Origin of the sequence: Pseudarthrobacter sp. B4EP4b (genome assembly GCF_006680095.1) — a bacterium.
Taxonomy (GTDB): Bacteria; Actinomycetota; Actinomycetes; order Actinomycetales; family Micrococcaceae; genus Arthrobacter.
Genome location: NZ_VHIJ01000079.1, coordinates 1 through 23,012 on the forward strand (window position 1 = coordinate 1; position 23,012 = coordinate 23,012).

At 65.4% G+C, this 23,012-nt stretch carries 26 protein-coding genes; 19 read left to right on the forward strand and 7 right to left on the reverse strand.

The window, feature by feature from the left end:
* Positions 1-667 precede the first annotated feature (667 nt).
* The 12 genes from FNL14_RS22355 to FNL14_RS22410 all read left to right on the forward strand — a co-directional run bounded on the left by FNL14_RS22355 (position 668) and on the right by FNL14_RS22410 (position 11,242).
* Positions 668-2,158, forward strand: coding sequence for an alpha-N-arabinofuranosidase (locus FNL14_RS22355; protein WP_142064905.1), 1,491 nt, complete (start codon positions 668-670; stop codon positions 2,156-2,158).
* Positions 2,159-2,216: 58 nt separating this feature from the next.
* Positions 2,217-2,807: an HhH-GPD-type base excision DNA repair protein gene (locus tag FNL14_RS22360; protein ID WP_142064823.1), complete on the forward strand. Its 591-nt coding sequence runs from the start codon at positions 2,217-2,219 to the stop codon at positions 2,805-2,807.
* A gap of 103 nt (positions 2,808-2,910) precedes the next feature.
* Positions 2,911-3,915 carry a LacI family DNA-binding transcriptional regulator gene (locus tag FNL14_RS22365; RefSeq protein WP_142064826.1) on the forward strand — a complete coding sequence of 335 codons (1,005 nt, stop codon included), beginning with the start codon at positions 2,911-2,913 and terminating at the stop codon, positions 3,913-3,915.
* Between the two features lie 94 nt (positions 3,916-4,009).
* Positions 4,010-4,567, forward strand: a complete 558-nt coding sequence (locus tag FNL14_RS22370) for a cysteine hydrolase family protein (protein WP_142064829.1) — start codon at positions 4,010-4,012, stop codon at positions 4,565-4,567.
* 224 nt (positions 4,568-4,791) lie between these two features.
* The gene (locus FNL14_RS22375; protein ID WP_142064832.1) at positions 4,792-5,094 is read left to right on the forward strand and encodes an urease subunit gamma; all 303 of its coding nucleotides are present in this window, start codon (positions 4,792-4,794) and stop codon (positions 5,092-5,094) included.
* Positions 5,095-5,104: 10 nt separating this feature from the next.
* Positions 5,105-5,449, forward strand: coding sequence for an urease subunit beta (locus FNL14_RS22380; protein WP_142064834.1), 345 nt, complete (start codon positions 5,105-5,107; stop codon positions 5,447-5,449).
* A complete protein-coding gene (gene ureC / locus FNL14_RS22385) occupies positions 5,446-7,203 on the forward strand; it encodes an urease subunit alpha (RefSeq protein ID WP_142064837.1) in 1,758 nt (585 codons plus the stop codon). The genes FNL14_RS22380 and ureC overlap by 4 nt, the downstream gene beginning before the upstream one ends.
* 26 nt (positions 7,204-7,229) lie before the next feature.
* Positions 7,230-7,709 (forward strand): urease accessory protein UreE, encoded by a 480-nt coding sequence (ureE, locus tag FNL14_RS22390; protein WP_142064840.1) that lies wholly within the window; start codon positions 7,230-7,232, stop codon positions 7,707-7,709.
* Between the two features lie 207 nt (positions 7,710-7,916).
* Entirely contained in the window at positions 7,917-8,585 is a 669-nt protein-coding gene (locus tag FNL14_RS22395) for an urease accessory protein UreF (RefSeq protein ID WP_142064843.1), read from the forward strand.
* Between the two features lie 28 nt (positions 8,586-8,613).
* Complete coding sequence (gene ureG, locus FNL14_RS22400) at positions 8,614-9,231, forward strand: urease accessory protein UreG (protein WP_142064846.1); 618 nt, start codon at positions 8,614-8,616, stop codon at positions 9,229-9,231.
* Between the two features lie 170 nt (positions 9,232-9,401).
* Positions 9,402-10,187 carry an urease accessory protein UreD gene (locus FNL14_RS22405; protein ID WP_370455909.1) on the forward strand — a complete coding sequence of 262 codons (786 nt, stop codon included), beginning with the start codon at positions 9,402-9,404 and terminating at the stop codon, positions 10,185-10,187.
* On the forward strand, positions 10,187-11,242 hold the full coding sequence (locus FNL14_RS22410; protein ID WP_142064851.1) for a HoxN/HupN/NixA family nickel/cobalt transporter: 1,056 nt from the start codon (positions 10,187-10,189) through the stop codon (positions 11,240-11,242). The genes FNL14_RS22405 and FNL14_RS22410 overlap by 1 nt, the downstream gene beginning before the upstream one ends.
* Positions 11,243-11,326: 84 nt before the next feature.
* Here FNL14_RS22410 and FNL14_RS22415 read toward each other — a convergent pair whose 3' ends face one another.
* The 5 genes from FNL14_RS22415 to FNL14_RS22435 all read right to left on the reverse strand — a co-directional run bounded on the left by FNL14_RS22415 (position 11,327) and on the right by FNL14_RS22435 (position 15,983).
* Entirely contained in the window at positions 11,327-11,779 is a 453-nt protein-coding gene (locus FNL14_RS22415; protein WP_142064854.1) for a transferase, read from the reverse strand.
* 85 nt (positions 11,780-11,864) lie between these two features.
* Positions 11,865-12,524: a GntR family transcriptional regulator gene (locus FNL14_RS22420; protein WP_142064857.1), complete on the reverse strand. Its 660-nt coding sequence runs from the start codon at positions 12,522-12,524 to the stop codon at positions 11,865-11,867.
* 143 nt (positions 12,525-12,667) lie between these two features.
* Positions 12,668-13,687: a transketolase family protein gene (locus FNL14_RS22425; protein ID WP_142064860.1), complete on the reverse strand. Its 1,020-nt coding sequence runs from the start codon at positions 13,685-13,687 to the stop codon at positions 12,668-12,670.
* Positions 13,684-14,610: a transketolase gene (locus tag FNL14_RS22430; protein WP_255470967.1), complete on the reverse strand. Its 927-nt coding sequence runs from the start codon at positions 14,608-14,610 to the stop codon at positions 13,684-13,686. The genes FNL14_RS22425 and FNL14_RS22430 overlap by 4 nt, the downstream gene beginning before the upstream one ends.
* 35 nt (positions 14,611-14,645) lie before the next feature.
* Positions 14,646-15,983, reverse strand: a complete 1,338-nt coding sequence (locus tag FNL14_RS22435) for an MFS transporter (RefSeq protein ID WP_142064863.1) — start codon at positions 15,981-15,983, stop codon at positions 14,646-14,648.
* 184 nt (positions 15,984-16,167) lie between these two features.
* Between FNL14_RS22435 and FNL14_RS22440 the strand changes: the two genes are divergently transcribed.
* From FNL14_RS22440 to FNL14_RS22465, 6 genes are read left to right on the forward strand one after another with little or no spacing between them, the layout of a single operon-like run.
* Entirely contained in the window at positions 16,168-16,992 is an 825-nt protein-coding gene (locus FNL14_RS22440; protein WP_142064866.1) for a sugar phosphate isomerase/epimerase, read from the forward strand.
* 41 nt (positions 16,993-17,033) lie between these two features.
* Entirely contained in the window at positions 17,034-17,807 is a 774-nt protein-coding gene (locus FNL14_RS22445; protein WP_091420458.1) for an SDR family NAD(P)-dependent oxidoreductase, read from the forward strand.
* Positions 17,808-17,851: 44 nt separating this feature from the next.
* Complete coding sequence (locus FNL14_RS22450) at positions 17,852-19,621, forward strand: dihydroxyacetone kinase family protein (protein ID WP_142064869.1); 1,770 nt, start codon at positions 17,852-17,854, stop codon at positions 19,619-19,621.
* Between the two features lie 51 nt (positions 19,622-19,672).
* Positions 19,673-20,143 carry a ribose-5-phosphate isomerase gene (locus FNL14_RS22455; protein ID WP_142064872.1) on the forward strand — a complete coding sequence of 157 codons (471 nt, stop codon included), beginning with the start codon at positions 19,673-19,675 and terminating at the stop codon, positions 20,141-20,143.
* 42 nt (positions 20,144-20,185) lie between these two features.
* Positions 20,186-20,449, forward strand: coding sequence for a hypothetical protein (locus FNL14_RS22460; protein WP_142064875.1), 264 nt, complete (start codon positions 20,186-20,188; stop codon positions 20,447-20,449).
* 41 nt (positions 20,450-20,490) lie between these two features.
* Complete coding sequence (locus FNL14_RS22465; protein ID WP_091420463.1) at positions 20,491-20,931, forward strand: SRPBCC family protein; 441 nt, start codon at positions 20,491-20,493, stop codon at positions 20,929-20,931.
* A 99-nt stretch (positions 20,932-21,030) separates the two neighbouring features.
* Here the strand turns inward: FNL14_RS22465 and FNL14_RS22470 are convergent, their stop codons facing one another.
* Positions 21,031-21,333: a hypothetical protein gene (locus FNL14_RS22470; RefSeq protein WP_142064878.1), complete on the reverse strand. Its 303-nt coding sequence runs from the start codon at positions 21,331-21,333 to the stop codon at positions 21,031-21,033.
* Positions 21,334-21,405: 72 nt separating this feature from the next.
* Positions 21,406-22,266: an SDR family NAD(P)-dependent oxidoreductase gene (locus FNL14_RS22475; RefSeq protein WP_255470968.1), complete on the reverse strand. Its 861-nt coding sequence runs from the start codon at positions 22,264-22,266 to the stop codon at positions 21,406-21,408.
* A gap of 135 nt (positions 22,267-22,401) precedes the next feature.
* On the opposite strand from FNL14_RS22475, the gene FNL14_RS22480 reads away from it, so the two are divergent.
* On the forward strand, positions 22,402-22,992 hold the full coding sequence (locus FNL14_RS22480; protein WP_142064881.1) for a TetR/AcrR family transcriptional regulator: 591 nt from the start codon (positions 22,402-22,404) through the stop codon (positions 22,990-22,992).
* The last annotated feature ends 20 nt before the right edge of the window (positions 22,993-23,012 follow it).

A 23,012-nucleotide genomic window follows, 5' to 3' on the forward strand; every position in this document is an offset into this window, starting at 1 on the left:
CACGGCGGCGTTTCCGGCCCCCGGGTTGCCGTGCGGAGCCCGTCCAACTGCCGGATTTCCGTGGATGGCGGGCCCGTGGGGGCGGTGGAGGGGGCCCTGCTGGGAAACCAGAGGGCCGGCGACGGCTGGGGGAGAGGCCTTGGTCTCGAAGACCTCCTCGTCGCCGGCCCCGCTTAATGCCCGGGTCCGTCGACCCGGGAAATCGGAGTTTGCGTATTGTGCGTGCATTGCCAGTCTCACACCCCCTCGTGAGCCAAGTACCGCGAGCCAGAACCCGTCTTGTCTCTGAGAAAAACCTAATTGGGTGGCCGTACGCGGTGAATGCGTAACCGGTACCCGTTTTTGAGATTAGGTACTACTTGGTTTTTGGCCCTTACAGCCTGGAGCCAACGTTTCCGCAGGTCGGGAGCGCCTGGCCCGGGATGGCCCTGGCCGAAGCGCGCGGGGACGACCGCAGGAATGTTGCTTGACTCTCATTCGGCAACCATCAACAATGGTTTCTATAACGTTGTAAATTTACCGAAACGAGGACGTTTTCGTGGCACCCACCGAAACCACCACTCCCGCCGCGGCATCCGGACCCACTGGAGCCGGGGCGGAATCACCGGCCGCCGGATCAGCCGCCCCAGGAACCCCCGCACCAGGAACCGCAGCCGCAAAAATCACCATGGACCCGGCTTTCACCGTGGGGCCAGTCCGCCGCCGCACCTTCGGTGCCTTCGTGGAGCACCTGGGGCGCTGCGTCTACACCGGCATCTTCGAGCCGGAACATCCCACGGCGGACGAGGACGGGTTCCGTGGCGACGTCCTGGAATTGACGCGGGAACTCGGTGTGTCCACGGTGCGCTACCCGGGCGGAAACTTCGTCTCGGGCTACCGCTGGGAGGACGGTGTTGGACCGGCAGGCCGGCGACCCGTCCGGCTGGACCTTGCCTGGCACTCCACCGACCCCAACCTGGTGGGCGTTGACGAGTTCGCCAAGTGGTCGGCCAAGGCCGGCGTGGAAACCATGATGGCGGTGAACCTTGGCACGCGCGGCACCCAGGAGGCGCTGGACCTGCTGGAGTATTGCAACATCGACGGCGGCACGGCGTTCTCGGAACAGCGCAGGGCAAACGGGGCGGAGAACGGCTACGGCATCAAGATGTGGTGCCTTGGCAACGAGATGGACGGGCCCTGGCAGATCGGCCACAAAAATGCGCTTGAGTACGGCCGCCTGGCAGCGGATACCGCCCGCGGCATGCGCATGATCGAACCGGACCTGGAGCTCGTGGCCTGCGGCAGCTCCGGCCCCACCATGAGCACGTTCGGTGAATGGGAGCGCGTGGTCCTCTCTGAGACGTACGAGCTGGTGGACCTGATCTCGGCGCACCAGTACTTCGAGGACTTCGGCGACCTCCAGGAACACCTCTCCGCCGGCCACCGGATGGAAGCTTTCATCCACGACATCGTGAGCCACATCGACCACGTGAAGTCGGTGAAGAAATCCACCAAGCAGGTCAACATCTCCTTTGACGAGTGGAACGTCTGGCACATGAGCCGCGACGAGTCCAAGGTTCCGTCGGGCAAGGACTGGCCGGTGGCCCCTGTCCTCCTCGAGGACACCTACACAGTGGCGGACGCCGTCGTCGTCGGTGATCTCCTGGTGACCCTGCTCAAGAACACTGACCGCGTACATTCAGCGAGCCTGGCGCAGCTGGTCAACGTGATCGCCCCCATCATGACCGAGCCCGGAGGCCGCTCCTGGAAGCAGACCACGTTCCATCCGTTCGCACTTACCTCCCGGCACGCGTCCGGGACTGTGCTGCAGCTCGCCGTCGAATCCCCGGCTGTCAGCGGCGGCAAGACCGCGGGCTTTGCCGCAGTGTCCGCCGTCGCAACCTATGACGCAGAGAAGGGTGAGGCCGTGGTGTTCGCCGTCAACCGCTCGGCCACGGATGCGCTTGGCCTGGACGCCGTGGTGTCCGGCCTGGGCGATGTGCGCGTGGTGGAGGCGCTGACCTACGCGAACAAGGACCCGTACTGGCAGGCCGGCGCCGATGATTCAACGTCCGTCCTTCCGGCGGAGAACGTCTCGGTGAAGGCCGACGGCGGCCGCCTCACCGCCACCCTCCCGGCAGTGTCCTGGTCCATGATCCGGCTCGCAGTGGGCGGCTGATCCGGGGGCGGGGACGTCATGGCGATGGCTGCTGACGTCCCTGCCAACCTCTGGGAGGATGGACAGCATGGAACTGCACATCACGGGGGATCCCGCCGCGGACAAGTTGTTGAGTGAGGACGCCTTTGCGCTGCTGACGGGCATGCTGCTGGACCAGCAGGTGACCATGGAATCGGCGTTCGCGGGCCCGGAGAAGATCCGGACCCGGATCGGTTCCATTGCGCCGGAAGCGATCGCGTCCCAAGAGCCGCAGGCCTTCGTGGAGATGTTCAAGGAACGCCCTGCCGTCCACCGCTTTCCGGGGTCCATGGCGGCTCGGGTCCAGGCCCTCGCTGAAGCCGTGCAGAGCGAATGGGACGGCGACGCCACCGCGATCTGGACCAAGGGCGGTCCTGACGGTGCGGAGGTCCTCCGCCGGCTCAAAGCGCTGCCAGGCTTCGGTGAGCAAAAGGCAAAGATTTTCCTTGCCCTGCTGGGCAAACAGCGGGGCCTCCAGGCGCCGGGCTGGCGGGAGGCTGCCGGGCACTACGGCGAGGAAGGCTCGTATCTCTCGGTGGCGGACATCGTTGATCCCGAGTCCCTGGTGAAGGTCCGCGCCAGCAAGCAGGCGGCCAAGGCTGCAGTGAAAGCGGCCAAGACCAAGGACTGAACGGGCTGCTTCTGCCCCAGGCCCGACGGCGGGTTCCCGCCGCAACGGCTTCTTCTGCAACGATGTATCGCAGGAACAGGCGGAACCACACGAAGGAGCCACGATGGCGGTCACCATGAACGATGTTGCGAGGGCAGCGGGGGTGTCGCTGAAGACGGTCTCCAACGTCCTCAATGACTACGAGTTCATCCGTCCTGCTACCAAACAACGGGTCCAGGACGCCATCGCCGAGCTGGGCTATGAGGCCAACCTGACCGCGCGCAGCCTTCGCTCAGGGAAGACCCGCATGCTGGGCCTGGTGCTGTCCGACCTTTCCGCCCCCTATTACGCGGAACTGGCGTCCAGGCTGATGAAGGCCGCAGCGCAGCGCGGGTACCGGGTCCTCGTGGAGCAGTCCGATGCCACGGTGGATGCTGAACTGAATGCCCTGCAAGGTCCGTTCCGGCAGCTCACCGATGGCCTGTTGTTCACCCCTTTGGTGATGGAGGCTGATGCCATTGCCGGGCGGCAGGGCAAAAAACCGCTGGTGATGCTCGGTGAACACATCCTGGATCCCCGGTTTGACCTGGTCACCATGAAGAACGAGGAAGCGGCCGCGGCACTGACCGCGCACCTGGCGGCGGCCGGCCGCCGTCGGATTGCCGTCATTGGCGCCCGTCCGGAGGAGTCCGGCGGGACTCCAGGGCTTCGCCTCAACGGCTACCGGCAGGCGCTGGACACAGCCGGGATTCCCTTTGATCCCGCGCTGGTTGCACAGTGTGAGTGGCGCCGGGACGGGGGCGCCGCGGCAGTGGCCGGGCTCCTGGACCAGGGGGTTGAATTTGATGCGGTGTTCGGGCTGAACGACGCCTTGGCCCTGGGTGCCATGCACGAGCTGCTCATCCGCGGCATCAAAGTCCCGGAGCAGGTGGCCGTCGCCGGCTTTGACGACATTGACGAAGCCCGGTTTGCCTCGCCTTCGCTGACAACAGTTTCACCCGGAATGGCAGAGATCGCCGAGCGGTCCATCGCCCTGCTGATCGACCGGATCGAAGGCCGGGAAACAGCGGACCAGGGCGTGCACGTGGAAGCCGGGTTCCAGCTGCAGATCCGGGAATCGGCACCCTAGGTCTTTACGCGCCTCTGTTTCCCCGGCTGAGTTTCACCCGGCCGCCGGCAGGGTACGTTTTCCCGAACGAGCAACACGAGGAAAGGTACCGCGCATGATTGCCCTTCTTGTCATCGACATGCAGAACGCATACTTCGAGGCGCCGGAACTGGCAGCCCAGCAGAAGCAGTTGGTGGCGTGCTGCAACAGGCTGCTTGAAGCTTTCAAAGCCAGCGGGCACAAGGCGCTGATGGTGGGCACCGAGCACGAGCGGGACAAATCCACCTGGACATTGAACATGCTCGACGACGACCAGGGCTTTATCTTCCGCGGCAGCAGGCAGGCGGAGGCTGTGCCCGGGCTGGCCATCGACGGCCTGCCCCAGCTGAACAAGACGAGGGACAGCGCGTTTGTGGGCACCAACCTGCTTTCCCGCCTCCGCAACTGGGGTGCCGATGAAGTAGTGCTGGCCGGCGTCTCCACCCACAACTGCATCGCCCAGACCGGCGCGGACGCCTTCGCCCACAACATCCGGGTCACGTACGCCAAGGAAGCGATGGCCTCCGAGGACAGCCAGGACGCGGCGGACATGCTGCGCATCCTCTCCACCACCTACCGCCAGCCCGTCCAGTCAACCGACGAGATCCTCGCCCGGCTCAGTGAGGCGCAGTAGGGGCTGAGTCTCCCCACCTTTAAGGACGGACGACGGCGTGTCCCGGCGAAACGCCGTCGTCACCGCCTTCCCTGGGCGGAAACCTGGTGAGATTCAGCGCGCAGCCGGGAGCCGGTACAGCCCTGGCGGCGGAGAGACCTGCATTACAGTCCCGAAACGTGCCTGAAACGTCCGCCACCTAATGTGGGCAGCACGCCGTCCGCTGGCCGCTGAAGGGACCCGCAATGCATCTGATGCCACGTGAGCAGGAAAAACTCCTGATTGTGGTGGCCGCCGATCTGGCGCGCCGCCGCCAGGCCCGCGGACTCAAGCTCAACTACCCGGAAGCCGTGGCCATCATCAGCTACGAACTGATCGAGGGCGCCCGCGACGGGCGCACCGTTGCCGACCTCATGAGCTACGGAAAAACGTTGTTGACCCGCGAAGACGTGATGGAAGGCGTGCCGGAAATGATCCATGACGTGCAGATCGAGGCAACCTTCCCTGACGGCACCAAGCTCGTCACCGTCCACGATCCCATCCGCTGAGGGGCAGGCCATGATTCCTGGAGAGTACATCCTTCGGCCGGAGCCTCTGACGGCGAACGCCGGGCGTGAGGCGGTCGACGTCGCGGTCACCAACACCGGCGACCGGCCCGTCCAGGTGGGCTCGCACTTCCACTTTGCCGAAGCCAACGCTGCCCTGGCTTTTGACCGGGAAGCAGCTTACGGCCGGCGGCTGGACATTCCCGCCGGAACCGCTGCCAGGTTCGAACCGGGGGACTCCCGGAACGTGCGGTTGATCGAACTCGCCGGCAGCCGCGAGGTGTACGGGCTCAGCAACGCCGTCAATGGAAAACTGCGCGGCGCGGCCCCCGAAGACGCGAAGGAGAGTGGCAAGTGAGCTTTGAGATTCCACGCCGGCAGTACGCCGATCTGTACGGCCCGACGACGGGCGATTCGATCCGCCTGGCAGACACCGAACTGTTCCTCGAAATCGAAAAGGACCTCACCGTCTACGGCGAGGAAGTGGTATTCGGCGGTGGCAAGGTCATCCGCGACGGCATGGGCCAGAACGGCCAGGCGGTCCGCGACGGTGATGGTTCCGGCGACGGAGTGCCCGACACCGTGATCACCAACGCCGTGATCCTGGACTACACCGGCATCTACAAGGCCGACGTGGCACTCAGAGACGGGCATATCTTCAAAATCGGCAAGGCCGGCAACCCCCAGATCACTGATGGTGTGGACATTGTGATCGGGGCCAGCACCGAAATCATCGCGGGCGAACGCAAGATCCTCACCGCGGGCGGCGTGGACACCCACATCCACTTCATCTCCCCGGACCAGGTCCCCACCGCTCTCACCAGCGGTATCACCACCATGATCGGCGGCGGCACCGGCCCGGCCGAAGGCACCAAGGCCACCACCGTGACACCCGGGAAGTGGCACATCCAGCGGATGCTGCAGGCCGCTGAGGGGTTCCCCATGAACATCGGACTTTTCGGCAAGGGCCATGCCTCCGCCGTCGAACCCCTGGCCGAGCAGATCCGCGCCGGGGCGATCGGCCTGAAGGTCCACGAGGACTGGGGATCAACCACCTCCTCGATCGACATGTCCCTCACAGTGGCGGACGAATTCGATGTCCAGGTGGCCATCCACACCGACACACTGAACGAGTGCGGCTTTGTGGAGGACACCATCCGCGCCATCAACGGCCGGGTCATCCACACTTTCCACACCGAAGGCGCTGGCGGCGGGCACGCCCCGGACATCATCAAGATCGCCGGCATGCCCAACGTCCTGCCGGCCTCCACCAACCCCACCCTGCCCTACACGCGAAACACCATCGAAGAGCACCTGGACATGCTGATGGTGTGCCACCACCTCAATCCGGATATCCCCGAGGACGTGGCCTTCGCAGATTCCCGGATCCGCGCCGAGACCATCGCCGCCGAGGACGTCCTGCAGGACCTGGGAATCTTCTCCATCACCTCTTCGGACTCCCAAGCGATGGGCCGGGTGGGCGAGGTGATCACCCGAACGTGGCAGGTGGCGGACAAGATGAAGAAGCAGCGGGGGGTGTTGGAAGACCCCCGGGGGGACAGCGCTGCCGGCCTCCACGGCAGTGCGGGCAGCGACAACTTCCGGCTCAAGCGCTACGTGGCCAAGTACACCATCAACCCGGCCATCGCTCAGGGTATCGCCGATTCGGTGGGCTCGGTGGAAGAAGGCAAGTTCGCGGACCTGGTGCTGTGGGACCCGGCCTTCTTCGGCGTCAAACCGGAACTGGTGCTCAAAGGCGGCCAGATCGCCTACGCACTCATGGGCGACGCCAACGCCTCCATCCCCACCCCGCAGCCACGCACCATGCGCCCCATGTTCGGCGCGTTCGGCAAAGCCGTCCAGCAGTGCTCCATCACGTTCCTGTCCCAGGCAGCGATCGACGCCGGCGTGCCCCACGAGCTCGGCCTGGAAAAAGTCATCCGGCCCGTCTCCGGGATCCGCACCCTCACCAAAGCCGACCTCAAGTACAACGACGCCACCCCGGACATCCAGGTAGACCCGGAAACCTACCAGGTAGCCGTTGACGGCGAAGACGTCACCTGTGAGCCCTCCGACGTCCTGCCCATGGCCCAGCGCTACTTCCTGTTCTAAAGCACCTCCTGACCCCGGAGCCACCCATGATCATCGAAAAAGTCCTCGGCAACCTGCACGAACTGCCGGACCCGCACACCTACGCCACCCTGCACCAGGAAAAAGTGGTCCTTCCCAGCGCCCAGCTGGTCAAGCGCATCCAGCGCGCCACCACCGACCACGGCAAGGAAATCGGCATTCGCCTGCCCTCCGGCTCAGGCGACCTGCGCGACGGCGACATCCTGCACATCGCAGAAACCAACATGATCGTCGTCTCCGTGCTGCCCACCGACGTCCTCGTCATCGCACCCCGCACCATCCACGAAATGGGCGTCGTAGCCCACTCCCTCGGCAACCGGCACCTCCAGGCACAGTTCTTCGACTCGTCGTCCGAATATGAAGCGGACGTCATGCTATGCGCCTACGACCACACCGTCGAGGACTACCTCGTCCATGTGGGTGTGCCCTACTCCCGGCAGGAACGCGTCATGCCTGTTCCTTTTCGCCATGCCGAACACTCGCACTAATAATCTTGTCGCCGCGCTGCGCGCTTCACAGGGCGTTGTAGCTGGGTGCGCCGCCCCGGATGGGGGGCCGTGCCCGTCCCCAGCCGCTCCCAACTCTCGCAAGCTCGAGTCGGGGCCCTCGCGGCCGTGGGCCCCTCACGAGTGCCGCCACGCCGCGGCCCCCAATCCGGGCCGTCGCTTTGCTCCGTTGCGTTGGGCGGCCGTGCGGTGAGCAGTTACCAGCTTGCTTTGCAGCAGCTTGTTGATTCCGCGTTGCCTACTGGGGCTTTTGCTCACTCTCTTGGGTTTGAGACGTATGTCGACGCCGGGGTGGTCGCTGATGAGGCTGGTTTTGGGCGGTGGTTGTCTGCTTTTGTCTCGCAGCAGTTGACCTATTCTGATGGGCTGGCTATTCGCTTCCTCTATGAGGGGGCCGATGTTCTTGAACTTGATGCGCTGCTCTCTGCTTCTTTGTTGCCGCGGCAGGTACGGGAGGCTTCCGTCAAGATGGGGGGCCGGTTGCTTGAGATTGGGGGCGAGGTCTTTCCCTCTCCGGCGCTGGGGCTGTACCGGGACCTGGTGGCCACTGGCCGGGCTGCCGGGCACCAGCCGCTGGCGTTCGCCGTCGTGGCCCGCTCACTGGGCGTGCCGATGGAGGAGGCGCTCGCCGCCTACCTTTTCGCCGCCGCCACCTCCCTGACGCAGAACGCCGTCCGCGCTATCCCCTTGGGCCAGAACGCCGGGCAGCGGCTGCTTCGGCAAGCGGCCGACGACGTCGCTGCCGCCGTCGAACGGATCCCACGCCTGTCGCCGGACGACTTCGGCGCCGTCAGCCCGGGACTCGAAATTTCGCAAATGCGGCACGAACGCCAACGTGCCCGGATGTTCATGAGCTAGCTGTGTTTTTGGATTCAAGGAGGAAACAATGAGCGAACCCATCAAGATCGGCATCGGCGGACCCGTCGGAGCCGGCAAAACCCAGCTCGTGGAGCGCCTCACCCGCCACATGAGCGCCGAAATCTCCATGGCCGCCATCACCAACGACATCTACACCATCGAAGACGCCAAAATCCTCGCCGCCAACGGCATCCTCCCTGTGGACAGGATCATCGGCGTCGAAACCGGCGGCTGCCCGCACACCGCCATCCGCGAAGACACCTCCATGAACACCGCGGCCATCGAGGAACTCAAAGCCCGGCACCCCGACCTCCAGGTCATCTTCGTCGAATCCGGCGGCGACAACCTCTCCGCCACCTTCAGCCCCGAACTTGTCGACTTCTCCATCTACATCATCGACGTGGCCCAAGGCGAAAAAATCCCCCGCAAAGCCGGCCAAGGCATGATCAAGTCCGACCTCTTCATCATCAACAAAACCGACCTCGCACCCCACGTCGGGGCCGACCTATCAGTGATGGAACGGGACTCCCGCGAATTCAGGGGCAACAAACCCTTCTGCTTCACCAACCTCAAGACCGACGAAGGGCTGGAAAAGGTCATCGATTGGATACGCCACGACGTCCTGATGCCTGACCTCGCGTCATGAGCACGACGGCGGTCCCCTTGGGTCCGGCCGCTTCACCGGGTGTAAGGGGCCGTGCCCGCTCCGCGGTGCCCGCCACGCCGCGGCCCCTTACACCCGGCTCCGCAGCCTCTGCGATTGCGTCGCCTCGTGGAGTGCTGGAGCTCGTCATCAGTGAGCGTGGGGAGCGTTCCATTGCGTCCCGGCAGTTTCATCAGGGCGCGTTGAGGGTGCTCCGGCCTCACTATCTCGACGACTCGGGGCAGGTTTGTTATGTCGTGGTGAATCCTGGTGGGGCTTATCTTGGGGCAGATCTTTTTCTGCTGGATGTCGAGGTGCAAGAAGAGGCGGAGCTTGTTCTTACTACCCAGTCTGCGACGAAGGTTTATCGGACTCCGGGGTCTTTTGCTGAGCAGCGGATGGTCATTCGGCTGGGGGAGGGGGCGCGGCTGGAGCTTGTGCCTGACCAGCTCATTGCCTACCGGGAGGCCAGCTACCGGCAACGGACGCACATTACTGTCCGGCCGTCGTCGTCCCTGGTGATGGCTGAAGTGGTGACCCCCGGATGGTCTCCCGACGGGGCCGCGTTCCGGTATGAGGAAGTGCGGCTGCGGAACGAGATCCATGTTGAAACTGAGGACGGCAGCCAACTGCTGGCGCTCGACAACCTCCTGATCCGACCGCCGTTGGGGGATGTGACCGGGCTGGGGTTTATGGAGGGGTACAGCCACCTCGGATCGCTGGTTGTTGTCGACCCGCGGGTGGACCAGGCGCTCGCCGATGACCTGCACCGCCTGACCTCGGAAAACGATGCCTTGACCGGCATGTCACTCACCCGCAGCGCGGCGGGCACCACCGGGCTGGTCCTGCGATCGCTCTCGAACAGCACAGGCGAACTGAACCGCCTGCTCGGCGCTTGCACAGCCCTGCTTCGGAAACGGTGGTACGGGCAGGAACCGCTGAACCTGAGGAAGCACTGATGACAGCCATCGCGAACATCGCCACTTTCTATCGGGAGCGGGACACCCTGCCGCTGCGCACCCGGCTGTTGTGCCTGTTCGGCGCCGTGGCCGCCCTGCATGCAGCCGCCGTCGTACTTTTACTCAGCGGCACGCCAGGGGCATCCGGCGCGCAGGCTCTCACCTGGGGGCTGGTCCTCACCGCGTATCTCGCTGGCGTGAAGCACAGCTACGACTGGGACCACCTCGCGGCCATCGACAACTCCACCCGCAAGTTTGTGGCGGACCGCCAGGACCCGGTGAGTGTCGGGTTCGCCTTCAGCCTGGGCCACAGCTCCGTGGTGACGCTGACCGGCGTGCTGGTGATTGCCGGCGCCGCGGCCGTGGGTGGGTTGATGCAGGACGGGTCCGCCGGCAACCTGGTCCTCGGCCTGATCGGCAGCGGCGTTTCCGGGCTGTTCCTGCTGGGAATGGGCCTGTTCAACGGATCGGCCTTTGTCCGCTCGGCCCGCGCCTACCGACGCTCCCGCAGCGGTGGCACCATAGACCCTCAGGACCTGGAGCCGCAGGGACTGGTGGCGCGGCTTCTCGCGCGGCCGCTGTCCAAGGTGCGGCGGCCGCGGAACATTTACGTCATCGGCTTCCTCTTCGGGCTCGGCTTTGACACCGCCACCACCATCGGGCTGCTGATGATGACGACGGCGGCGTCCCTGGCCGGGGTGCCGCCGTTCGCCTTGCTGGCGCTGCCCCTCGCATTCACCGCCGCCATGACCCTGTGCGATTCACTGAACGGGCTGGCGATGATGCGGATGTACCGTTCGGCCCTCGCCGACCGGCAGCGCAAACTCGGCTTTAATGCCCTGGTCACGGGCATCTCCGCTGTGTCCGCCCTGTTCATCGCCGCCATCACGCTGGGCGGGTTTGCGAATGCCGCCTTCACTTTGGAGGATCCCCTGACGGTCTGGCTGGGATCCATCGACCTGGGCGACGCCGGCCTGCTGCTCGTGGCGCTCCTGCTGGCAGTGTGGGGAGCCGCGGCGCTGAAGGCGCGGCGAGCGGGCGGTTCGAGGCCCTGACCCAAGGCGAAGCAGAGGAGACCGCCGGGCGCCTCGGGCAGGCGGGGACCGCCGGTTGGGGGGCGCGAACGTTGCAGCACAGGCTCAGGCGGCCATCCGGCCCTTGCTCTTCCGGTGCGGCCGGTGCTTTGCCTGATCCGCAACATGCGCGCGAACGCCCAACGGGACGTGCCCGCCGTCGGGAACTGTTGTGTCGGCGTGGAGGTGCACGCCGTGCTCAATCAGGACCCCCGAGCCGATCCTCGAATGGCTCCCAATGTGCACGCGGCTTCCCACCACCGTGCCGCGGCCGATCCGCACGCCGTCACCGATCACCGTGCGGTCGCCGATGGTCGCGTCGCGGTCGATCCAGCTGCCATGACCGATCCGGCAGCCCGAGCCGATCCGGGCGCCGTACTCCACGTAAGTCATCGGACCGATGGTCGCGCTCCCGGCCACTGATGCACCGGGGGCGATGAGGCCGCCACCGTTCACATGGCGGGCGTAGCGGGTGACCTTCCCGGCGTCGTCTTCAACTGATACAAACTTCGCGTTCATTCAATCCCTCGTCTGAAGGCGCGGACTCTTCCGCACACTCAGTTAACGGTCAGCAACTCAAAGGGATTCCCGGCTGGGCGGGCTACTAGGCCACCAGGTTCGCGGCAGCGGTATCCATGTGTTCCCGGATGGTCTTGCGGGCCAGGGACGCGTCGCCGGTTTCGATCGCGGCCACGATGTCGTGGTGGCGGTCCACGCTCATATTACGGACGCCCTTCTCCAATCCGGCGAACATGATGGACATCCGGATGGAGCCTTCCAGTGATTCCCATGTGTGCAGCAGGGTCTCGTTTTTCGTGAGCCGGCACAGGGTGCGGTGGAACTCCAGGTCCGATTCAACGCGCTCTTGCAGGCCTGCCTTTTCGGCCGCCTTCATGGCATCAATAGCGGAGCGCAGGGAGCCAATTACGTGCTGCCGGTCCGGCAGTTCGCACAGCGTGCGGGCCGCCAGGGATTCCAGGGCAGCCCGGACAGCGTAGATATCCCGGATTTCCTTCTCATCCAGGTGGCGGACGGACAGCCGGCCGCGCGGCCCGGCGGACAGCAGGCCCTCCTGCTCCAGCTGCCGAAGCGCCTCACGGAGGGTTCCGCGGCTGATCTGGAGCATTTCGGACAGTTCGGTCTCCACCAGGTGCCGGCCGGGTTCCAGTTCACCGCTGGTGATAGCGGTCCTCAATGCCGCCAGTGCCTGCTCGCGCAGGCTTTTCTTCTGCAGTCCCAGCAGCGGTGCGCTCATTCCGGCCATAGTGCCTGTCCTCAATGTTGTAAGTCGACTGTTTACAGTCGTAATCCCGATAGTACGGCAGAAAGCACGGCACCGGGCGGGACCTGGTGCCGTGCTTTCTGCGGTGATGGACCTTTGCTGAACTCCTGGCCAGCAAAGGACGCCTACCCGAGTTCGGCCAGCACCTTCGCCACGATGCGGTCCACAGCAAGGCCGTAGCGGTCGTGCAGCGTGGGCAGGGCACCGGCGTCGAGGAACTGGTCCGGCAGCGCCACGGGAACCACGCGCTTGCCCACCCCGGCGGTCACGACGGCGGACGCAACCGTTTCGAACAGCCCGCCCACTACCGAGTGGTTTTCCAGGGTGACGGCCAGCCGGTCTGTATTGATCTCGGCGACGACGGTTTCGGCGTCGAACGGCTTGATGGTGGGGGTGTGCACGACGGCGACGTCCACGTTGTGTGCCGCCAGCGCCTTGGCGGCCTGGAGGGCGCGCATGGTCATCAGGCCGGAGGAGATGAACACCACGTCGTTGCCGCCGCGCAGCACCTTGGCCTTGCCGAGTTCGAAGGTGTAGTCGTACTCGTCCAGTACCGTGGGCACGTTCCCGCGCAGCAGGCGCAGGTAGGTCGGTCCGTCCGAGGCTGCGAGCTGGGGGACTGCCTGTTCGATGTCCACCGAGTCGCAGGGATCAACGATGGTCAGGTTGGGCATGCCGCGGAAGATCGCCATGTCCTCGGTAGCCTGGTGGCTGGGGCCGTACCCGGTGGTCAGGCCCGGCAGGCCGCCCACGATGTTCACGTTCAGGTTCGGCTCAGCGGCGTCCAGGCACAGGAAATCGTAGGCGCGGCGGGCCGCGAACACCGAGTAGGTGGACGCGAACGGCGCCAGCCCGGTTTCGGCAAGGCCAGCGGCGGCACCGAACAGCAGTTGTTCGGCCATGCCCATCTGGAAGAAGCGCTCCGGGAAGGCCTTGGCGAAGATGTGCATGTCCGTGTATTTGCCCAGGTCGGCTGTCAGGCCCACGATCTTGTCGTTCTCCTGCGCTGCCTTGACCAGTGCGTGCCCGAACGGCGCGGAACTGGTTTTCTGGCCGGGATCGGCGAAGGACGCGATCATCGCCGAGGTCTTCAGCTTCGGCTTGGCCGCGATTGCAGCGTCTGGTGCCTCCGTGGTGGTGCTCATGCTGAAGCCTTTCCTTCATAACCGGCGGTGAGCTGCTCGCGGCAGGTCTGCCATTCGTGTTCTTCGATGCGCATGAAGTGCGCCTTTTCGCGGTTTTCCAGGAGCGGGACGCCGCGGCCCACCTTCGTGTCGCAGAGGATTACTGAAGGGCGTCCGACGGCGGCGGCCTGGGCGGCTGCGTTGTCGAACGCTGCGAGCAGGGCGCCGACGTCGTTGCCGTCCACGCGCTGGGTGTACCAGCCGAACGATTCCCACTTTTCGGTGACCGGCTCGGTGCGGAGCACGGTGTCGGTTTTGCCGTCCGCCTGCAGGGCGTTGATGTCCACCATCGCGGTGAGGTTGCCCAGCTGGTGGTGGTGGGCGCCCATGGCGGCTTCCCAGGTGGAGCCTTCGTCCAGTTCACCGTCTGAGAGGAAGTTGAACACCCGGGCGCCGGAGCCCTGGTAGCGCAGGCCCAGGGCCATGCCCACGGCGATGGTCAGTCCGTGGCCCAGTGAACCGCCGGAGATTTCCATCCCAGGGGTGTAGGTGGACATCCCTGACATTGGCAGCCGGGAATCGTCGGAGCCGTACGTCTCGAGCTCTTCGACCGGCACGATCCCGGCTTCGGCCAGCGCTGCATAGTGGCCGATCGCGTAGTGGCCGGTGGAGAGCAGGAACCGGTCACGGGCTTCCCAGTGCGGATCCTCGGCACGGAACCGGAGCTGATCGCCGTACACGGTGGCCAGCATGTCTGCTGCACCCAGCGCCTGGCCCACATAGCCCTGGCCCTGGACCTCGCCCATGTTCAGGGCATGGTGCCGGATCCGGTACGCCGCGGCGCTGATCTTGGCGATGCGCTCTTGGGTTACCGGGCCACGCGCCGCTCTGTCTTCCAGTGCCCCGGCCGCTGTTGGCCGGTCCTGGACGGTGTTTGTTGCCATTACTTGCTCCGTGTTCGTGTGGTTCGTGACCGTCATTAGACGCTTACCGTGTTGGGGGTGCTTTTGGTGGCTTCGTCCGCCAGCTCCCGCTCACGCTTGCCCCAGGTTTCCCGGGTGGCCACTGCGGCCCAGAGACCGATCAGCGCGTAGGCGCCGAAGAGCAGTGCCGGGCCCATCCAGCCGAAGCTGACGAACAGCAGGGTGGTGATGAACGGGGTGAAACCGGAAACCATGGCGGAGATCTGGTAGGCCAGGCTGGCGCCGGAAGCGCGGGTCTTGGCCTGGAAGAGCTCCGGGAACCAGGCGCCCTGGGCGCCGGCCAGGGAGTTCTGGCAGACCGCGTAGGAGATCACGATGGTCGCGATGATGGCGATGAAGAGGCCCGTGTTGACCAGGAGGAACATCGGAATCGCGAAGAGTGCGGCGAAGGCGGTGGACCAGATGTAGAGGGGCCGGCGGCCGATGCGGTCCGTCAGGCGGGCCCAGGCCATGGTGGCGAGGATGCCTACGGCGGAGGCGATGCAGAGGGCGACGAGGGTCTGGGTCTTGTCCGCGAGCTTTTCCGTGTGCAGGTAGGAAATCATGTACGTGATGGACACGGCGTAGCCGGCAGTCTCGGCAACGCGGAGGCCGATGCCCTTGACGATATTGCGCCAGTCAGTCCTGATGACCTCAACGATGGGGGACTTCACGATGTCGCCGCTGTCCTTGACCTCGTCGAAGACGGGGGATTCAGGAACCTTGGACCGGATGATCAGGCCCACGGCTACGAGCACGATGCTGGCCAGGAAGGGGACGCGCCAGGCGAGCTCGCCGCCCAGGTTCACGCTGACCAGGAAGGTCAGGTTAGCCAGCAGCAGGCCCACCGGGAAGCCGGCCTGGACGATGCCGGTGTACTTGCCTTTGGACTTCCAGGGTGCGTGCTCGTAGCTCATCAGGATGGCGCCGCCCCATTCAGCACCGAAGGCCAGGCCCTGGACGATGCGGACGAAGACCAGCAGTGCCGGGGCCAGCAGCCCCACAGCGGCGTAGGTGGGCAGCAGGCCGATGGCGAAGGTTGCCAGGCCCATCAGGATGAGCGAAGCAACCAGGACGGGCTTGCGGCCCACCTTGTCACCAAGGTGGCCACCGATGATGCCGCCCAGCGGGCGGGCCGCGAAGCCCACACCCAGGGTGGCGAAGGAGGCCAGGGTGCCCGTCACGGGATCGCTGCCCGGGAAGAACGCAGTTCCGAAGTACAGCGCAGCGGCGGTGCCGAAACCGATGAAGTCATACGTCTCGATCACCGCGCCCACCCCGGAGCCAATGGCAACGCGCCTGGCGTCCTTGGTTCCGTGGACCGGACCGCGCATGTTCAGAGCATCTTTGCTCATGGTGGTTCCCTTTCGAAAAGCGACTGAAGGAGTCCGCCGCTGTCGACTGTTAACAAATGATATCCCTAAGTGTGACCCGCATCATGGCTACTGTCAACAGTCACCACCAGAGGTTGACTGTTAACATTCAACAGCGGTACTGTGGTGCCCATCACTACTGCTTGGCCTGACCAGAGGATCAACGATGTTCCATTCCCGTCTCGGGTGCTCATCCATCAGCTTCCGTCACCAGGAGCTCCCCGTGGCCCTGCGTAGCATGCGGGAACTGGGCTTCGAAGAAATCGATCTTGGAGCGCTGCCCGGAGTCTGCGACCACGTCCCCTACGAACTCGCCGCCACGGCCGTCAAGGCTGTTTCCGCTGAGGTCTTGGGGTCGGGCCTGCGGGTGCGCTCCGTCAACGGTGACATTGGTGACCTGAATGCAGTGCTCGACGGCGACGCCACCGCCGCGAGGCAGCGGCACCTTGACGCCCTTCTTGCCCTTGCCGCCGCAGCGGGGGCCAGGGCTCTCGTCCTCCCCTGCGGGTCGTTGGACCACAACCCGGTCCGGAGCATGGACGAGGACCTGGACCTCATCGCCGCCCAGCTGATCGGCGCCCGGGAACGGGCAGCAGAGTTCGGCGTCGAACTCTGGACCGAATCGCTGCACTTCCTGCGCTTCTGCTGGAACCTGGAGCGCGCAGGACTGCTGGCTGACCGGCTGGCGGGCTCCGGCGTCGGAATCGTTATGGACTTCAGTCACATCACCGCAGCGGGCGAGGACGTCCACGCCTACCTGGACCGGCACCGCGGCCGCATCACTCACGTCCACCTGCGCGATGCCGTACCGGGGAACATCAACCTCAGCATCGGCAACGGCAACGCGGACTTCGCCGGCGGCTTGAAGCGGCTGGCCAGGGACGGTTACACCGGGCACTTCTCGCTGGAGCTGGAAACCCGGGATGTCACCCACGACGAACGCCCCGCGGCTGCAGCGAAAGCAGCCAGCTTCATCACCGACCTCATCTGATACCCAATAACGCCTAAACCCCACAAAACCAAGGAGCAATCATGACCACCATCCAGCGCACCGCCGTCCTCACCGGAGCCACCTCGGAACGGGGCATCGGCCTCACCACCGCCCGCCGTTATGCGAATCAGGGCTGGGCAGTGGTCATCCTGGACCTCGACGGCGAGAAGTCCGCGAAAGTTGCCGCCGAGATCGGCAATGAATTCAACGTCCCCGCCTTCGGCCACGAAATCGACGTCGCCAACGAAGCCTCGGTCACCGCTGCGCAGGCTGCAGTGGCCGCCGAGGTGGCTGCCGGAAACCTGCCCCCGGTGGGCGCCCTGGCCAACATTGCCGGCATCACCTCCCCGGTCCCGTTCCTCGAAACCACGCTGGAACTGTGGCACAAGGTCATGGACGTGAACGCCACCGGCACCTACCTGGTGACCAAGGCCTTCCTGCCGGCCATGATCGAGAACGGCTGGGGCCGGATCGTGAACATGTCCTCCGTGTCCGCCCAGCGCGGCGGCGGTGTCTTCGGGAAGGTCCCTTACTCGTCGGCAAAGGCAGCCATCCTCGGCTTCACCAAGGCCCTTGCCCGCGAACTGGGCGCCACCGGCGTCACGGTCAACGCGATCACCCCCGGCGCTGTGGACACCAACATCCGCGTCGGCAGCACCGAGGAGCAGGAAGCCGCCATCAACGCCGGCATCCCGCTGGGCCGCAACGCCACCACCGAGGAAGTGGCCGCGGTGATCACCTTCCTGTCCTCCGAAGACTCCGCCTACCTCACCGGCACCACCGTGGACATCAACGGGGGAAGCCACATGCACTAACGGTCCCGCCCGCCCACGAAACCACGGATGCCGGAGAGCCCACCATGACAAAGATCTTCAACGACCCCTCAGATTTCGCCGAGGAGGCCTTGGCCGGCTTCTGCGACATCCACTCGGACCTTGTACGCCAGGTCCCGGGCGGCGCCGTCCGGCGCCACCGGCCCGCCCAGCCCAAGGTGGCCGTCCTGGCCGGCGGCGGCTCCGGCCACTACCCGGCCTTCGCCGGCCTCATTGGCCAGGGGTTCGCCGACGGCGCAGTGGTGGGCAACATCTTCACCTCACCGTCCGCCCAGCAGGCGTATGCCGTGGCCAAGGCCGGAGAGTCCGGCGCCGGCGTCGTCTTCACCTACGGCAACTACGCCGGAGACGTGATGAACTTCGGTATGGCCAGCGAGCGGCTGGCCGCCGAGGGCATCGCCGTGGAGAACGTCCTGGTCACGGACGACATCGCAAGCGCGCCGCCGTCGGAAGCGGAAAAACGCCGCGGCATCGCCGGTGACTTTACCGTCTTCAAGATCATGGGCGCGGCCGCCGAAAACGGCGCCGACCTGGCTGAAGTAGTCCGGCTGGGCCGCAAGGCCAATGGCCTGACCCGCACCATCGGGAGCGCGTTCGCCGGCTGCACCTTCCCGGGTGCCGGATCGCCGCTGTTCTCGCTCCCGCACGGACAGATGGGCCTCGGGCTGGGCATCCACGGCGAGCCGGGCCTGTACGACACAGCCCTGCCGTCCGCCAAGGAACTGGGCCAGGAACTGGTGTCCCGGCTGCTGGCCGAGACTCCGGAGGGTGCCGGGACGCGGGCCGCCGTCATCCTTAACGGCCTGGGTTCCACCAAGCATGAGGAGCTCTTCGTCCTCTGGGGAGCCGTGGCGCCCCTGCTCCGCGCCGCGGGCTACACCCTGGTGATGCCTGAGGTAGGCGAACTGGTCACCAGCCTGGACATGGCCGGCGTCTCGCTCAGCATGACGTGGCTGGATGAGGAATTGGAACCGCTCTGGACTGCTCCTGCGGAAACGCCCGCCTACCGCCGCGGGAACGCGCCCCGGGAGGGAGGTTCACTGTCTGTTGCGGAAACGTCCGACGGCGGTGTGGACTTGGTGGCGTTCGTCGCCACGCCGGCCTCCCGGGACTTTGCCGGCGCCTGCGTTGCGGCGCTTGAAGCGGCCAAGTCCTGGATTCACGACGCCGAGGAGCAGCTTGGCAGGATGGACGCCATCGCCGGCGACGGCGACCACGGCCGCGGGATGGTCCGTGGAATTGATGCCGCAGCCGCCGCAGCTGCCCTCACCCTGGGGCAAGGAGCCGGAGCAGGCGACCTGCTCGCCGCAGCCGGCGATGCCTGGGCCGACAAGGCGGGCGGAACTTCCGGCGTTCTGTGGGGCGCAGGCCTGCGGGCCTTCGGGGAGTCCGTGGGGAATGCAGCCGCCCCGGACGCCTTGGAACTGGCCTCGGCGGTGACCGCGTTCGCCGACCGGATCGTCCAGCTGGGTAAAGCGGAAACCGGCGACAAAACCATGGTGGACGCCCTGCTGCCCTTTGTTGAAACGTTAAGCCGCCTGGTGGGGGAGGGTCAGCCCGCAAGCAAGGCGTGGGAGGAGGCTGCCCTGCATGCCACCGAAGCTGCCGCGGCCACTGCCGACCTTTTGCCGCTGAAGGGCCGCGCCCGGCCGTTGGCGGAAAAGAGCCTCGGAACGCCGGATCCCGGCGCCACGTCCCTGGCGATGGTGTTCACCGTGATGGGCCCCCATTTCACGGCCGCTCCCGGCAGCGCCCAGGCCGTTCCCGGCAGGGAACCTGCCGGAGCGCAAGCGTAAACCCGCGCAAGCATTAGCGCACACAAGCAAAAGACAGGGAAAGGACAAGCCATGGGACTGCGGCTCATCGTGGGCGCGGACGAAGCAGGTGTGGATTACAAGGACAAGGTCCTTGAAGACCTCCGGCAGGATCCGCGCATCACTGAAGTTATCGACATTGGAGTCAATCGCACTGATGCCCCGGACGACTTCACCCGACCCTACCCGTATGTGGGGATAGCCGCCGGGGAAATGATCCGGGAGGGCGCCGCCGACCGTGCCATCTTGTTTTGCGGTACTGGAATCGGGGTGGCTATCGCTGCCAATAAGGTGGAAGGAATCCGGGCCACCGCGGCGCACGATTCGTTCTCCGTGGAGCGTTCCATCCTGTCCAACGACTGCCAGGTCCTCACCATGGGCCAGCGGGTGGTGGGCATCGAGCTGGCGCGCCGGCTGGCCAGGGAGTGGATCGGCTACACGTTCGACCCGGCTTCTGCCTCGGCGGGCAAGGTCAAGGTCCTCACGGACTTCGAAGCCTGCTGACCGGCCGGACGGGTTGGGCAAGGTAATGGCTGGAGCAAGGCGATGAAGCCGTACCGCTACGATGACTGGCGCCGGTTGATTGGGACGCCGGTGGAGATCCGCAAGGACTTCGGGGTTGTCCGGACCGGCCTGGTGGACGACGCCATGGAGGATTCCTCGGCATTGTGGATCGCGGCAGACGCCGGCGGCGGCAGGACCCTGTTCACTGCCGCCGAGGGTTTCGAAGTGTGGATCAGGCCGCAGGAGCTGGGCGGAAAATTGTGCTTCAAGATGGCGGCCGCCCAACTCTGTGCGCCGCGTCGCTGATAGGGGTGGGCTTCCGGAGATGCGGTTCCTACACTGGGGTGATGATCACAGTCACCGGAAGTGTGGAAACAAAACTGCCCGCGGACCAGGCCTTCGCCTACATGCGGGAGTTCGAAAACACCAGCGAGTGGGATCCCAGCACTCCGGTGATGGACAAACTGACGCCTGGTCCGGTGGCCGTGGGCCACCGTTACCACGCCGAGTCCGAGTTCCGGGGCAAGCGGCAGTCCCTGGAGTATGAGGTCATCGAGCTGACAGAGAACCACATCAAGCTCCGTGGTGAGAACAAAACGGTGACTGCCTTCGACTCCATCGACGTCAGCCCCGCGGCCGGCGGGTCCGTGGTCAAGTACACGGCCGAGTTCAGCATCAAAGGGCCTGCCAAGATCATCCAGCCACTCCTGAAACCGGCGTTTATGTCGCTGCGGGACCCGGCGTTGAACGGCATCAGGGACACCCTCAACTCCCGCGCTGCAGCCTAGAGCCCCGAACGCGCGGGCCAGCCCGAACCGACAGGCGGGCCCGAACCGACAGGCGGGCGGGGCCCAAACCCAGCGGCGCGCCCTCGGGCTGGGGCGCGCCTACTTGGAGGATTGCGAGCCGGAGGAATCCCGCCGCGGCACGGTGAGCGGAGAGTTGCTGTAAGGGGCCGTCGCCAGCAGTTCACGAGGCCGGCTTTCCGGATCCGAATGCTCGTTGACAGCCTGGGACAGGACGTCGCGTTCCTTCGCTGGAAGGCTGGTGCGTCCCGCGCTGTAGTCCTTGATGTCCTGTTGGGTGGCGTTGCCGCCCAAGGCGATGTAATCGAGCCACAGCTGGGCGAGATCAAGGTTGTATTCCTGGATAACCCCGCTGGTCAGTGCCTGCTGGTCTTGCTCGTCCATTGCTCTATCCGCTCCCAAGGGACTTCTTGCCCCTCTGGTTCGGAGCCGCCGCCACGATGGATGGGTTGGCCGTCAGGAAAGTTTTGCCAGCCGGCTGCACTCCGCCCACAAGCGCCTCCGGGCTTCAGGGTCCGAGCCCATCCCCGGCGTTGGAAGCTCCTTCCGATTGGCCCACAGCTTTCCAGATATCTCCGCGGTTTCGGGTGCACTGGCAAGCCAGATTGGGGTGTCGGCAGCCTTTTCGGCAGGGGCGCCGATGGTATTGGTGATCCAGCGGAACGGACCGCCCACGTCCTGCAGCAGGCCAGTGTTTTTGACCAGCCCCGGGTGCACGGCGTTTGCCACCACGCCCGTTCCGCGGAGCCGTTCGGCAAATTCCTGGGTGAGGAGGACCCTGGCCAGCATGGTGGGCGGCGTGGAGCGGAGGTAGCTGTACTTGCCGCTCGCTGTCTGGAGGTCATCGAAGTTGAGCGTAGTTTTGCCGTATCTCGAAGCCACGTTCACGATGCGCCCGCCTCCGGAAGCGCCGCCGGTTCCGCTGCTTTTCAGACTGTCCAGCAGCAGGGTGGTCAGCAGGAAATAGGCCATGACATTGGTGGCGAAGGTCAGCTCCAGCCCGTCGGGAGTCACATGGCGTTCCTTCCGGAACACGCCTGCAGCGTTGACCAGCACGTCCAGCCGTTCGTGCCGGGAGAGGACGTCTGCCGCCGCCGAGCGGATGGAGGACTGGTCCGACAGGTCACAGGCCAGCGGTTCGAGCCGGGCGTCGGGCACTTGGCTGCGGACGGCCGCCATGGCTTCCTCCGCCCGGGCAACGGAGCGTCCGACGACGACGATCGTGGCGCCTTCCCGTGCCAGCCCGGCCGCCACGGCTTTCCCCAGTCCGCCCGTGGCACCGGTAACAAGGGCCAGGCGCCCATCCATTGAACCCATTGCCGTCTCCTCAGCGCCGAAGTCGCCTTCAGGTTACGCCTGGACGGCACCGTTCCATCGGTACAAACGGGAAAGTATGGCTCCTCACCGCGTTGCGTAGGTAGACTGGTCTACCTACGCAATGAAGGAGCTGCGGTGTCCCCGGCTGAAGTGCAACCAAAAAAGCGTGCCCGTGCACTGCTGCTCGAGGCCGCCGCGCGGCTCTTTTATGCCCGGGGCGTCGGTGCCACCGGAATCGACGCCATCACTGCCGAGGCTGGTGTGGCGAAAAAGAGCCTGTACAACAACTTCGCCTCCAAGCAGGACCTGGTGGGCGCCTACCTCGAAGCCCGGCACGAAGAGTGGCTCGGCCTTTACCGGGCCCGTGTTGACGCCGCTGGTGGGCCCCGCGAACGGGTGCTGGCCGTCTTTGACGCCTATATGGATCACGCAACCTTCGCATACGAGCATGGGTTCCGCGGCTGCGGATTGCTTAATGCGGCGGCAGAACTGCCCGCCGGGAGCCTCGGCCGGCTGGCCGTCCGGCACCATAAGGAAGAAGTTGAGGCACTCCTGGCCAAGCACGTGGGAGAGCTGATGCCGGAGCAGGATCAACGCCGCCCGGTTCTTGCAGCCCATTTTGCCTTCGTGCTGGAAGGCGCCATGGTGCGGGCCGGACTCGAAGGCGGAGAAGCGCGGCTTCTGCAGGGCCGAACGATTGCCGCGCAGATGCTGGACGAGCTGTGACGGGTTCCGCCGAACGCTCA

Excerpts from the sequence above, each read along its gene's own strand:
- FNL14_RS22370 (WP_142064829.1), top strand. The coding sequence starts at position 4,010 with ATGATTGCCCTTCTTGTCATCGACATGCAGAACGCATACTTCGAGGCG.
- FNL14_RS22415 (WP_142064854.1), bottom strand. The coding sequence starts at position 11,779 with ATGAACGCGAAGTTTGTATCAGTTGAAGACGACGCCGGGAAGGTCACC.
- FNL14_RS22365 (WP_142064826.1), top strand. The coding sequence starts at position 2,911 with ATGGCGGTCACCATGAACGATGTTGCGAGGGCAGCGGGGGTGTCGCTG.
- FNL14_RS22475 (WP_255470968.1), bottom strand. The coding sequence starts at position 22,266 with ATGGGTTCAATGGATGGGCGCCTGGCCCTTGTTACCGGTGCCACGGGC.
- ureG (WP_142064846.1), top strand. The coding sequence starts at position 8,614 with ATGAGCGAACCCATCAAGATCGGCATCGGCGGACCCGTCGGAGCCGGC.
- FNL14_RS22375 (WP_142064832.1), top strand. The coding sequence starts at position 4,792 with ATGCATCTGATGCCACGTGAGCAGGAAAAACTCCTGATTGTGGTGGCC.
- FNL14_RS22470 (WP_142064878.1), bottom strand. The coding sequence starts at position 21,333 with ATGGACGAGCAAGACCAGCAGGCACTGACCAGCGGGGTTATCCAGGAA.
- FNL14_RS22455 (WP_142064872.1), top strand. The coding sequence starts at position 19,673 with ATGGGACTGCGGCTCATCGTGGGCGCGGACGAAGCAGGTGTGGATTAC.
- FNL14_RS22430 (WP_255470967.1), bottom strand. The coding sequence starts at position 14,610 with ATGGCAACAAACACCGTCCAGGACCGGCCAACAGCGGCCGGGGCACTG.
- FNL14_RS22465 (WP_091420463.1), top strand. The coding sequence starts at position 20,491 with ATGATCACAGTCACCGGAAGTGTGGAAACAAAACTGCCCGCGGACCAG.
- FNL14_RS22460 (WP_142064875.1), top strand. The coding sequence starts at position 20,186 with ATGAAGCCGTACCGCTACGATGACTGGCGCCGGTTGATTGGGACGCCG.
- FNL14_RS22445 (WP_091420458.1), top strand. The coding sequence starts at position 17,034 with ATGACCACCATCCAGCGCACCGCCGTCCTCACCGGAGCCACCTCGGAA.
- FNL14_RS22435 (WP_142064863.1), bottom strand. The coding sequence starts at position 15,983 with ATGAGCAAAGATGCTCTGAACATGCGCGGTCCGGTCCACGGAACCAAG.
- FNL14_RS22355 (WP_142064905.1), top strand. The coding sequence starts at position 668 with ATGGACCCGGCTTTCACCGTGGGGCCAGTCCGCCGCCGCACCTTCGGT.
- FNL14_RS22380 (WP_142064834.1), top strand. The coding sequence starts at position 5,105 with ATGATTCCTGGAGAGTACATCCTTCGGCCGGAGCCTCTGACGGCGAAC.
- FNL14_RS22440 (WP_142064866.1), top strand. The coding sequence starts at position 16,168 with ATGTTCCATTCCCGTCTCGGGTGCTCATCCATCAGCTTCCGTCACCAG.
- ureE (WP_142064840.1), top strand. The coding sequence starts at position 7,230 with ATGATCATCGAAAAAGTCCTCGGCAACCTGCACGAACTGCCGGACCCG.
- FNL14_RS22450 (WP_142064869.1), top strand. The coding sequence starts at position 17,852 with ATGACAAAGATCTTCAACGACCCCTCAGATTTCGCCGAGGAGGCCTTG.
- FNL14_RS22425 (WP_142064860.1), bottom strand. The coding sequence starts at position 13,687 with ATGAGCACCACCACGGAGGCACCAGACGCTGCAATCGCGGCCAAGCCG.
- FNL14_RS22410 (WP_142064851.1), top strand. The coding sequence starts at position 10,187 with ATGACAGCCATCGCGAACATCGCCACTTTCTATCGGGAGCGGGACACC.
- FNL14_RS22360 (WP_142064823.1), top strand. The coding sequence starts at position 2,217 with ATGGACAGCATGGAACTGCACATCACGGGGGATCCCGCCGCGGACAAG.
- FNL14_RS22420 (WP_142064857.1), bottom strand. The coding sequence starts at position 12,524 with ATGGCCGGAATGAGCGCACCGCTGCTGGGACTGCAGAAGAAAAGCCTG.